The sequence below is a fragment of the Mesorhizobium sp. M5C.F.Ca.IN.020.32.2.1 genome (genome assembly GCF_004023105.1).
Taxonomy (GTDB): domain Bacteria; phylum Pseudomonadota; class Alphaproteobacteria; order Rhizobiales; family Rhizobiaceae; genus Mesorhizobium; species Mesorhizobium wenxiniae.
Genome location: NZ_RZSX01000100.1, coordinates 1 through 11043, shown reverse-complemented (window position 1 = coordinate 11043; position 11043 = coordinate 1). Strand labels below are relative to the sequence as shown.

Annotated in this window: 8 protein-coding genes and 3 pseudogenes; 7 read left to right on the top strand and 4 right to left on the bottom strand. The window is 62.1% G+C overall.

Annotated features, from left to right (window positions below; all coding sequences use genetic code 11):
• Positions 1 to 199: 199 nt before the first annotated feature.
• The 3 genes from EOA86_RS07640 to EOA86_RS07630 all read left to right on the top strand — a co-directional run bounded on the left by EOA86_RS07640 (position 200) and on the right by EOA86_RS07630 (position 2923).
• The gene (locus EOA86_RS07640; protein ID WP_128341131.1) at positions 200 to 1492 is read left to right on the top strand and encodes an amidohydrolase family protein; all 1293 of its coding nucleotides are present in this window, start codon (positions 200 to 202) and stop codon (positions 1490 to 1492) included.
• A gap of 114 nt (positions 1493 to 1606) precedes the next feature.
• Entirely contained in the window at positions 1607 to 1861 is a 255-nt protein-coding gene (locus EOA86_RS07635; protein WP_065005993.1) for a hypothetical protein, read from the top strand.
• A 141-nt stretch (positions 1862 to 2002) separates the two neighbouring features.
• Positions 2003 to 2923 (top strand): DMT family transporter, encoded by a 921-nt coding sequence (locus EOA86_RS07630; RefSeq protein WP_065005992.1) that lies wholly within the window; start codon positions 2003 to 2005, stop codon positions 2921 to 2923.
• 78 nt (positions 2924 to 3001) lie between these two features.
• Here the strand turns inward: EOA86_RS07630 and EOA86_RS07625 are convergent, their stop codons facing one another.
• On the bottom strand, positions 3002 to 3940 hold the full coding sequence (locus EOA86_RS07625; RefSeq protein WP_128341130.1) for a phosphotransferase family protein: 939 nt from the start codon (positions 3938 to 3940) through the stop codon (positions 3002 to 3004).
• Between the two features lie 158 nt (positions 3941 to 4098).
• On the opposite strand from EOA86_RS07625, the gene EOA86_RS07620 reads away from it, so the two are divergent.
• Positions 4099 to 4731: a methyltransferase domain-containing protein gene (locus tag EOA86_RS07620; protein ID WP_128341129.1), complete on the top strand. Its 633-nt coding sequence runs from the start codon at positions 4099 to 4101 to the stop codon at positions 4729 to 4731.
• Positions 4732 to 4994: 263 nt separating this feature from the next.
• Here EOA86_RS07620 and EOA86_RS07615 read toward each other — a convergent pair whose 3' ends face one another.
• Positions 4995 to 5990, bottom strand: coding sequence for a methyltransferase domain-containing protein (locus EOA86_RS07615; protein WP_082982110.1), 996 nt, complete (start codon positions 5988 to 5990; stop codon positions 4995 to 4997).
• A gap of 191 nt (positions 5991 to 6181) precedes the next feature.
• On the opposite strand from EOA86_RS07615, the pseudogene EOA86_RS07610 reads away from it, so the two are divergent.
• Positions 6182 to 6693: pseudogene (locus EOA86_RS07610) on the top strand (transposase); the annotation flags it as partial.
• Between the two features lie 249 nt (positions 6694 to 6942).
• On the opposite strand, the gene EOA86_RS07605 reads toward EOA86_RS07610, so the two are convergent.
• Positions 6943 to 7968, bottom strand: coding sequence for an IS110 family transposase (locus tag EOA86_RS07605; RefSeq protein WP_127210774.1), 1026 nt, complete (start codon positions 7966 to 7968; stop codon positions 6943 to 6945).
• A gap of 67 nt (positions 7969 to 8035) precedes the next feature.
• On the opposite strand from EOA86_RS07605, the pseudogene EOA86_RS07600 reads away from it, so the two are divergent.
• A pseudogene (locus tag EOA86_RS07600) lies at positions 8036 to 8451 on the top strand (IS630 family transposase); the annotation flags it as partial.
• A gap of 59 nt (positions 8452 to 8510) precedes the next feature.
• A pseudogene (locus EOA86_RS40045) lies at positions 8511 to 8783 on the top strand (LysR family transcriptional regulator); the annotation flags it as partial.
• A 1-nt stretch (position 8784) separates the two neighbouring features.
• Here the strand turns inward: EOA86_RS40045 and EOA86_RS07590 are convergent.
• On the bottom strand, positions 8785 to 11043 hold a 2259-nt coding region (locus EOA86_RS07590), incomplete at its 5' end, for an FAD-dependent oxidoreductase (protein ID WP_164891607.1).

The window sequence follows — 11043 nt, the reverse complement described above, 5'->3', positions numbered from 1 at the left end:
GCCGTCGACGATGCCGAACTGGCCGCCCGCCGCGCAGCGATGGAGGCCAAGGGAGCCGCCGCCTGGAAGCCAGAGGAAAAGCGCAAGCGCAAGGTGACGATGGCTTTGCGCGCCTATGCGTCAATGGCGACCAGTGCTGCCAGGGGTGCGGTAAGGTATGTGCCGGAATAGGTCGGCTTCTTCAAAGGGATGACGACAGATGACTTTTGATCTTATCGTCCGCGGCGGCATGCTGCCCGACGGCACGATCGCCGATATCGGCATCATCGGCGAGACGATCGCGGCCATCGAGCCCGAGCTGAACGTTACCGCGGGCACGGCGATCGACGCCCATGGCAATCTGGTCTCGCCGGCTTTCGTCGATCCGCATTTTCACATGGACGCGACGCTCTCGCTGGGCATCCCGCGCATCAACGCGTCGGGCACACTGCTGGAAGGCATTTCGCTGTGGGGCGAACTGAAGCCGCTGTTGACGCACGAAGCGGTGCGCGAGCGCGCGCTCGCCTATTGCGACTGGGCGGTGTCCATGGGCCTGCTCGCCATCCGCACCCATGTCGATGTCTGCGATACCAGGCTGCTGGCGGTCGAAGCCCTGCTCGATGTGAAGAAGACGGTCGCGCCCTATATCGACCTGCAACTGGTCGCCTTCCCGCAGGATGGGTTTTATCGCTCGCCGACGGCGCGCGATAACACCATCCGGGCGCTCGACATGGGTGTCGACATCGTCGGCGGCATTCCACATTTCGAGCGCACCATGGCCGATGGCACGCGTTCGGTGACGGAACTTTGCGAAATCGCGGCAAAGCGCGGCCTGATGGTCGACCTGCATTGCGACGAGACCGATGATCCGCTGTCGCGCCATATCGAACAACTGGCTTATGAGACGCAACGCCTCGGCTTGCAGGGCAGGGTCGCCGGCTCGCATCTCACTTCGATGCACTCGATGGACAATTACTATGTCTCGAAGCTGTTGCCGCTGATCGCCGAGGCAGGCATCTCGGCGATCCCCAATCCGCTGATCAACATCATGCTGCAGGGCCGCCACGACACATTCCCCAAACGCCGCGGCCTGACGCGGGTCAAGGAAATGCTTGCCCACGGCATCCGCGTCGGCTGGGGACAGGATTGCGTGCTCGACCCCTGGTATTCGCTGGGCACCGCCGACATGCTCGACGTCGCCTTCATGGGCCTTCACGTCGCCCAGATGTCGAGCCCGGCCGACATGGCGCGCTGCTTCGACATGGTCACCAACGTCAACGCCGCCATCATGGGCCTCGACCATCTCGGCCTGGCGGTCGGCAAGCGCGCCAGCCTCGTCGTGCTCGATGCCGGCGATCCGGTCGAGGCCTTGCGCCTGCGCCCCGAGCGCCTCTGCGTCATCGCCAGGGGCAAGGTGGTGGCCGAGCGGGCCAGGCAGGAAACGCGGCTTTCGATCGCCGGACGGCCGGGAACAGTGAACCGCAGGCATCGCCGCCCACTTCACGACCAATAATTGGCAGGCCCGATAAGATGTTGAGCCTGCATCAGGCCGCACACGTCGATCAGATTGATAGGTCCTGATCTTAAGTCTACAGTCAGTCTCCACTTTTATGGTGAGGAGGACACGATGTGGCACAAGACGGCGATGGTGGTCGCGTTGGCGGCGACCTGTGCAGGTTGCATGACGGCCGAAGACCGTCGTGCCGCGGACGAGGCGAAATGCCGGTCCTATGGCTTCGTCAGGAAGAATGATGCCTTCGCCGAATGTCTGCAGCGCATCGATCTGGCGCGCCGCGCTGAGCTGAGAAGTGTGTCGGTGTTCGATCCCTGGGACCGGCCGGTGATCTATCGTCCGGTCATCGTTCGGCCACGGCCAAAGTAAGCCGTTCCGATCTTCCGTACAGGCCCAGCCGATTTCCAGTCGCTGGTCCGGCCGGGGTTCCCGATTTCCGCTCGTCAAAGCGGCTGCTTGCGTCTACGACGCTGCTTACCGAGCTTTCATGCGGGAGGAAGCGATATCGGCATGGCACAGCCACCAGCCCAGAATTCGACGATCAGGAACGTGCTTTTGGCCGGCATTCTGCTGATGCTGGCCGGCGATTTCCTGTTTGCGTTGAACGATGCGATGGGCAAATGGCTGGTCGCCAGCTTTTCCGTCGGCCAGGTCATCCTGATCCGTTCCATCGGCGCTTTTTTCGTGCTCGGCCCGATGATCGCGCGTCAAGGTACGGCCAGGCTGTTCCGCATGGAGCGCCTGGAACTGCAGGTCTTGCGCGTCGTCATGACGACCCTCGACACGGCGCTGTTCTACGCCGCCGTCGTCTATCTGCCGCTCGCCGACGTCATGAGCTTCTACATGGCCGGACCGATCTACGTGGCGGCGCTGTCGCACCTGTTGCTCGGTGAAAAGGTCGGCTGGCGCCGCTGGATGGCGATCCTGGTCGGCTTCTGCGGCGTGCTGATAATGCTCAAACCGTCCTCGGCCGCGTTTTCGCTGTCGTCGACCTTCGCGCTGGCCGGTAGCATTTCATTCGCCTTCGCCATCATCCTCAACCGGCGGTTGCGCGGCACCAGCGACACCTCGCTCGTTACCTGGCAAACCATCGGCACATTGCTGGTCGGCGGGTTTCTCACCATCGGCAACTGGCAGACGCCGTCCTCGCTCGATTTCGGCGCCATGCTGCTTCTTGGCATCGTCTCCTGCGGTGCGCATCTGATGATCACCAGGGCGCTGAAGCTGGCGCCCGCCTCGACGCTGGCGCCGCTGCATTACAGCCTGCTGCTGTGGGCCGTCATCTTCGGGCTGGCCTTCTTCGGCGACATGCCCGGCCCGCGCATCCTGATCGGCTCGGGCATTATCGTGCTGGCCGGCCTGTTCATCTTCCATCGCCAGAAAGTGGTTGACACTGTGCCGCCGGAAAACGTGCCGAAAGGCGTCAACTAATGCGCCCAAAAGTGCGCAGCGATTTTGGGGCAACGACATGCATAAAAAAATTACTTAAAGCACACCGCGTGAATCCCATCACTTGGCGTGCTTTAAGGTTCCAGATTTCTGGCGCCTACCCACGCGCACCGCCGCCAGATGCCTTGAGAAGTCGGTCGTCTCCATCAGCGCCCTGCAGCGCGAAAAGCGACCGTCGGCATAGGCGCGGAAATCGTCAACCGGATTGCTGTTGGCAAGCTGGATCAGCCCCCACAGCGTCCACAAGAGATCGCACATCGCCTTGTAGATGACGATCCGGCCGCGCTCCGCCGGCGTTGGCTCGCCACCGAAATAGGCGTGCATCATCTCTTCCTCCTGCGCCGTATCAAACTGTCCTTCGACGCTGAGGTCGCCGAGATCCCAAAGCGGGTCGTTCATGCCGGAATATTCCCAGTCGACGATCCACATCCTGTTGCCCGTATCGAGGAAGTTTTCGCACAGCGGATCGCAGTGGCAGGCGACGAGAGGCAGGGGATGCGCGGCAAGCGCCGAGCGCACGGTTTCCGCCTCGATAACGACGTCGTGGTACCCGGCAGGCAGGGCGACGTCCTTGGTCGACAACACCTTCAGATAGTCGTCGATCATCGCAAACAGCTCGAAGCGGAAGGGAAACACCGCGCCGGAGGTATGCAATCTGCGGAAGGCCTTGCCGGCGCGCGCCGGACTGCCCGGCCGGGTCTTGAATTTTTCCGGCGACATCGTCTCGGCGCCGGCGATGAAGCGCGTCACCATCACACCTGTTTCGCCGTCGACATGCAGCAGCTCGGGGCTGACGCCGGCCTTGGCGGCTTCCCGCGCCGCCACCGCCTCGTTGGCGCGGTTGATATACTCCTCGGTGCCTTTGCCGGGAATCCGCAGGCAGACATCTCCAGCCCTGAAGACGAGGTTGGTGAGACCGCCAAGCCGCTCCAAGGGTCCCTCGTAACCGGCCAGCCCCGGAATGGCTGCAAGCGCCGCACGTGCTTCCTCGTCCACCATCGCTTCCGCCCTCTTTGCGTCTTTATTTGTGGCCACGACGGTTCCACAAATTTCGCCGTTTGGCTATCATCAGCGGCATGCGATTCACTCCAGCGCCGCACGGTCCTGTCGGACGCGGAAGGACGCTGCTGCACTTTGATTTTGCGGACGGGACTGCGATGGCGGACAGGAAAAATGAAGGCGCGCTCGCCGCGGCCTATGCAGCGAAGCGGCCTGAAGAAGTGGCGACGCTCTACGACCGCTGGTCCGACACCTACGACGCCGACATGTCGGCGGTCGGTTATCGCCATCCGACCATCTGCCTCGCCCTGCTTGCCCGCCACTTGCCGCGCGGCGCGGCACCGCTCCTCGATGCCGGTGCCGGCACCGGGCTCATCGGCGAGTGGCTGAAGATCGCCGGCTATCCGCAGGTCGAGGCACTCGACATCTCGGCGGGCATGCTGGCCAAAGCGGAGCGCAAGGGCGTCTATTCGGCGCTTCACTGCCTGGCGCTCGGCGGCCCGCTGCCTTTCGCCGATAATGCCTATGCCGGGATCATATTGGCCGGCGTCTTCACCTCGGGCCATGTCGGCGCCGAGGGGCTCGACGAAATGATCCGCATTTGCCGGCCGGGCGGGATAATCGTGCTGACGGTCAAGAACACGCTGTGGGATGCGGGTTTTGCCGCGCGGATCGCCGACCTCGATGCGAAGGGCGTCGTCACACGTGCCGAGGAGACGTCGCCCTATGTCTCCATGCCGGGCGAGGCGGACACAGTGCCGAGCCGCGGCCTCGTTCTGCGCGTGAACTGATCATTCTTCCATTCCCCTCGTTAAGGTTCCCGTGCGCTCGATGACACCAAAAGTGATACTGCTGGCGAAGCCAATTTGGCCGCGGCTAGACAATTGACAGCCCGAGTTTACAAGCAACATGTTGCCCCCGAACTGGGCTTATTTCCGACTTCGCCAGCAGTATCAAAAGTGCCCAAGAGCCGACCTCCTTTACGCCTCCGGGGAAGTCAGGCGGCTTGCAGCCGTCGGTGAAGGTGCGTCAACGCCGGCGTCTGTCCGACATTTCATTGGATTATCCTCCTCAGCACTGCCTTCACAGGGCCGGGCAGGAACCTGCTCAATCGCGACCGCAGACCTCTCGACCTTCTGCGCGACACTCCGGTAATGCACGGGAGCTGCTCGATATACTCTGGCCTTTCGGGGCGATCGATCTCGGGCGATGCGTCCGTAATGGGCGAGGAGAGCAGTGGCTGACTCCGCCCTTTGATAGCAACCAGGGTGATGCGATCCCTCCAGACGACATGCCTGTCCCCTTCTGCAGCCAGCGGCCAGTTAGGATTATGATACTCGTAGGGGTTCAAGCACTCGTAGACGGACGTGAAGCCCACGTGTCGGAGTAGGTTGCAGAGCGATGCACGCGTGAAGAGGAAGGCCTTCGGGTTGTCGAGCGAGTTCCAGAGCGCTGCCAGCTTCTCCTCGGAGGTCGCATCAGTATCGTGTTCCTTGCCATACCTGCCCCAGTAGGTCTTCCCCTTCCAAGTGTACGACGCTTCGTCGCTGAGGCTGATATGGGTATCGATTATTGATATCTTTCCGCAAACCTTCGAGATTCTCTCTACGAAGTCCATGACGTCCGGAGCATCCAAGTGGTAAAGGATCCCCAAACATAGAACAACATCGAAACGACCATGGCGCTCCTCGTCGAGGTTGCGCACGTCATTTAGGGCGAGTTCGAGGTTGTCCAGGGAGAGTACTTCCTTAGCGAAGTGCACCTTCTCAAGGTTCGCCTCCCGACCCTCGATGGCGAGCACATCGGCCCCATGGAGCGCGAACTCGATCCCGTATTGCCCCTCGAGACACGCCAGGTCCAGAACGCGAAGCTTCTCCAACGGCTTCCCCGCAAGATCTGCAGCGATCTGCACGAAGCGCCTCAATCGGGCGTCCCAGTGCGGCTCATCGAACGTGTCAATTTGATCGGCCAGATGGATGGAACCTGCCGTCCAGGGGCCGAACCTTTCGATAATCTTCTGCTTTTTCTCCTTGATTTCGTTTATTTGCATATTGTGCCCTCGTCATAGAAAGACAGTCTCGAACGTGTAGAATCCAGGTGAAACGCTAGACAAGTTTCAGGAAAAGTGAATAGCGTGTTATCTCAGTAACCCTAGAGCGGGATGAGATTTGTAAGAGTCGTGGGATTCCCAAATCATCGCAGTTCTGATTCAACATTCATGCTGGGAGGAGGCCAGTTTGGATGGCAGGATATTCGATGGACCTTCGCGAGCGGGTTGTAGCCGCGGTCAAGACCGATGGGCTCTCGCGACGTGCGGCGGCGGCTCGATTTGGCGTTAGCTATAGCGCGGCCATTGAGTGGCTTAAGCGTGTCGAAGAGACTGGCAGTGCTGCGCCTCGCCAGGTCGGCGGCTACAAACCGAAGAAGCTCTCGGGAGCGTGGCGCGACTGGCTGATCGAACGCTGTCACGACAGGGACTTCACCTTGCGCGGCCTTGTGGCCGAACTTGGCGAGCGTGGCCTGAAGGTCGACTACCGTTCGGTGTGGGAATTCGTGCATGCCGAGAAGCTCAGTCACAAAAAAAGACGCTGATCGCCGTCGAGCAGGATCGTCCCGATATCGCGCGACGGCGGATGCAGTGGACGAAATATCGGGGCCGGATTGATCCCACGCGCCTGGTCTTCATTGACGAGACCTGGACCAAGACCAACATGTCGCCGCTAAGGGGCTGGGCGCCGGTGGGACAGCGGATCAAAGCGAAAGTGCCGCACGGCCATGTGTGGACGCCCCCTCAAACGCAAGAAGAATCTTTGGTGCAGTCTGCTGCGCGTGATCGGGTGCTGCCATGTGTCCGGCCTCTGTTGCGGCTCGTCATGGCCGCGGGCCCGTCGCGCTCGAAGCGCTCCCCATGCGCCTGGTTCTCCTGATCCCGCCTCACCGACGTTGCGCCATACCTGTCCTTTGACCTCCTCACGCCGCCAACGGCCTCAAGTCCGTCCTGCTCAAGCAGGTACGGCCGGAGCCCGGTAACTTTCTCCCTTCGTCAATAGCGCCCACGCGATACGGGCATTCTTGTTCGCCAGTGCGACGATCACCAGCATCGGCGGCTTACGCTCGAGCATCCGCCCGAGCCAGGATCCTTTAGGCACCCCTTTGCGCTTGGCCCAGCGGATCACGGCGCTCGCTGCGATAATAAGAAGCCGTCGCAGGGTTCGCTCTCCCATCCTGGATGTTCGGCCCAGCCTTTCCTTGCCGCCCGTCGAGCGCTGCACCGGTGTTAATCCGACCCAGGCAGCGAAGTCACGACCCGATCGGAACGTCTCCGCCGGCGGCGCAAGAGCTTCAATGGCAGTGGCGATCAGGGGGCCGATCCCAGGCACAGTCATCAGACGTTGGGTCATCTCGTCAGCCTTGGCGCGAGCAGAGATCTCCGCATCTAACTTGCCGATCTGCTCTTGCAAATGACGCACCCCCTCAACGAGGAGAGCAAGGCAGGAGCGAGCGGCCTCCGGTACGCTCGATGCGGGGTCCTCGATGTGTGCGATGAGGCGCCCGACATGGAAAGGACCCCGCGGCGCGATCAGACCGTATTCGGAAAGATGGCCGCGGATCGCGTTGATGAGCTGAGTACGTTGGCCGACCAGAATATCGCGAGTCCGGAAGATCACGGCTGAGGCCTGCTTGGCCTCGCTCTTCACGGCCACAAAGCGCATCGTCGGGCGTTGCGCCGCTTCGCAGATCGCTTCTGCATCGGCGGCATCATTCTTCTGACGCTTGACGAAAGGCTTCACATAGGCCGGCGCGATGAGCCGGACCGTGTGGCCGAGCTTCCCGATCTCCCGGCCCCAATAATGGGCGCCGGGGCATGCTTCCATCGCGACAAGGCAAGGCGGCTGAGCTGCGAAGAAGCCCAGCACCTGGTCGCGTCGTAGCTTCCTGCGGAATAAGACCTCTCCCGCAGCGCTCGCTCCGTGTGCCTGAAAGACATTTTTGGCCAGATCCAGGCCGATGGTGCTAACTTCCGTCATGGGCGCCTCCTCTGAGTGGCAAGAAACACCTCCACTCTGGCACATCGATGCCGTCGGGGGGCGTCCACCCCATCACTGGAAGACCATGACCTTCCTGGCCGCGCTGCGCCGCGATCGCGTCGACGCGCCTTGGTTGATCGACGGACCGATCAACGGCGAGAGATTTCTCCTCTACGTCGAGAAGGTTCTCGCGCCGACCCTCCAGCCGGGGGATATAGTCATCATGGACAATCTCGGCTCGCACAAAGGCAAGGCGGTGCGTCGCGCCATACGCGCCGCCGGCGCAAGGCTCTTCTTCCTGCCGAAATACTCGCCCGATCTCAATCCGATCGAACAGCTCTTCTCAAAACTCAAGCACTGGCTGAGAAAGGCAGCAAGCCGCACCGTCCAAACCGTCTGCGACGCGATCGGCCAAATTCTCAACCCATCACATCCGCCGAGTGCTCACACTACTTCAAAAACTCCGGCTATGACCGAAACTAATCTCGTCCCGCTCTAGCCGTTGACCAGCGCCAGCATTTCTTCGGTATAGCGCTTTCCGGCTCCGCTTCCGCTTCTCCAGCGGCATCCTCTACCGCTGGGAATTCGAGAAGGACGGCGAGGAGATCGAGCTGGCGGTGCAAGGGCCGCTGATCCTTGACGAGGACCATTTGATCGCCAATGCGGCGATCGACGGCGCCGGTTTTGCCGCGCGGATCGCCGACCTCGAGACGAAGCGCGTCGTCACGCGTGCCGAGGAGACGTCGCCCTATGTCTCCGTGCCGGGCGAGGCGGACACCGTGCCGAGCCGCGGCCTCGTTCTGCGCGTGAGCTGATCTAGGCTCTGATTCTTGCTCCCGCCGGGTCGTAAAGCGGCTCGATATGGATTTTTGCCGGCGTCCGCTCCATCGCCACCACCAGCTCGTAGTCGCCGGAGGTGAGGAAATCGTCGCTGACGCCATCGGCGTTGCGCACATAGCCGTAGCCGATGTTCTTGCCGACCGTGTAGCCATAGCCGCCGCTGGTCAGGTAGCCGACCGGCTCGTTATTGCGCAGGATCGTTTCGCGCCCGAGCAGCACGATCTCGCAATCTGCGACCGTGAAGCCGGCAAAGCGTTTCTTCGGTGTGCCGCCGCTGATGCTTTCCAGAGCCCGCCTGCCAAGGAAATCCGTGTTCTTTCTGAGTTTCACCGCCCAGCCGAGGCCGGCCTCCTGCGGCGTGTCATTGGGCGTGATGTCGGAGCCCCAGGCGCGGTAGCCTTTTTCCAGCCGCAGCGATTCCAGGGCCCGGTAGCCGACCGGGCGGATGCTGTGCTCCTCGCCCGCCGCCATCAGCGCGTCGAAGATTTCGCCCGCCGCCGCGATCGGCACATGCAGCTCCCAGCCGAGCTCGCCGACATAGGTGACGCGCAGCGCCCGAACTGTGTGGCCGGCGATGGAGATTTCCCGCACATGTCCGAACGGAAAAGCGGTGTTCGACACGTCCGCACCGGTCACCGCAGCCAGCACGTCGCGGGCGCGCGGCCCCATCAGCGACAGCGTGCCGAAATCCTCGGTGACATCGGTGAGCGTCACGTCGAGCTCCTTGCCGACATGGTCGCCGATCCACGAGAAGTCATGAGTCCTAAAACCGGTGCCGGTGACGACGTAGAATCGTTCTTCGCCGAGCCGAGCCACGGTCAGATCGGCCTCGATACCGCCGCGCGTGTTGAGAAGCTGCGTGTAGGTCAGCCGGCCGACCGGCTTGGCGACATCGTTGGCGCAGATCCAGTCGAGCGCCTTCAGCGCGTCGGCGCCGCTCAGTTCGAATTTGGCGAAGGACGACTGGTCGAAGATACCGACGTGCTCGCGCACGTGCCGGTGTTCGTCGCCGACCGGAGCGAACCAGTTCTGCCGGCCCATCGAATAGATGTCCTTCGGCTCGACGCCTTCCGGCGCAAACCAGTTCGGCCGCTCCCAACCGAGTTTGGAGCCGAACACGGCGCGCTGCTTTTGTAGCCGTTCATAGAGCGGCGAAACGATCCGTGGCCGGCCCGTGACATACTCCTCATGCGGGAAGCCGATCGTATAGTGCTTGCCATAGGCTTCCAGCGTGCGGTCGCGGACCCATGGCCGGTTGCGGTGCAGGTCGGAAAAGCGTCTGATATCGACCACCCACAGATCGAGCGGCGCCTCGCCGTCGACCACCCATTGCGCCAGCACCCAGCCAGCACCGCCGCCCGCCGCGATCCCGAAAGCGTTGAAGCCGGCGCCGACGAACATGTTGGCGCATTCGGGTGCCACGCCGAGAATGAAATTGCCGTCCGGCGTGAAACTCTCCGGCCCGTTGATCATCTGCTTGACGCCGACGGTTTCGAGCGCCGGAACCCGCGCGATCGCTTGGTTCATATGCTGCTCGAAATGATCGTAATCGTCGTCGAACAGCCGGAACTCCCAGTCATCAGGGACATCACCGCCGGGAAGATCGGTCGTCCAGCCTTGCGGGTTCGGCTCATAGCCGCCCATCACCAGCCCGCCGACCTCCTCCTTGAAATAAATGCGGCGGTCGGGGTCGCGGATCGTCGGCGCATCGGTCGCCAACCCGTCTATTCTTTCGGTGACGATGTACTGGTGCTTCACCGGCTGCAGCGGCACGTTGATGCCGGCAAGGGCGCCTACCTGCCGCGCCCATTGCCCGGCACAGTTCACCACCTTGCCGCAGGCGATATCGCCCTTGTTGGTCTTTACCGCGGTGATGCGGCCATCCTTCATGTCGAAGGCGGTAACGCGGACATCCTCGAACAGTCTGGCGCCATGCATGCGCGCGCCTTTGGCCAGCGATTGCGTGATGTCGGAAGGGCTTGCCTGCCCGTCGGTCGGCAGCCAGCTGGCGCCGACGAGATCGCCGGCCTCCAGCAGCGGCCACATTGTCTTGACCTCGGCCGGTGACAGCAACTGCATATCCATGCCGAAGCTTTTCGCCGTCGTCGCCAGCCTCTTATACTCGATCCAGCGGTCGGCATTGGTAGCGAGCCTGAGGCACCCGGTCATCTTCCAGCCGGTGGCCAGCCCGGTTTCGGCTTCCAGCCCCTTGTAGAGATCGACCGAATATTGGAG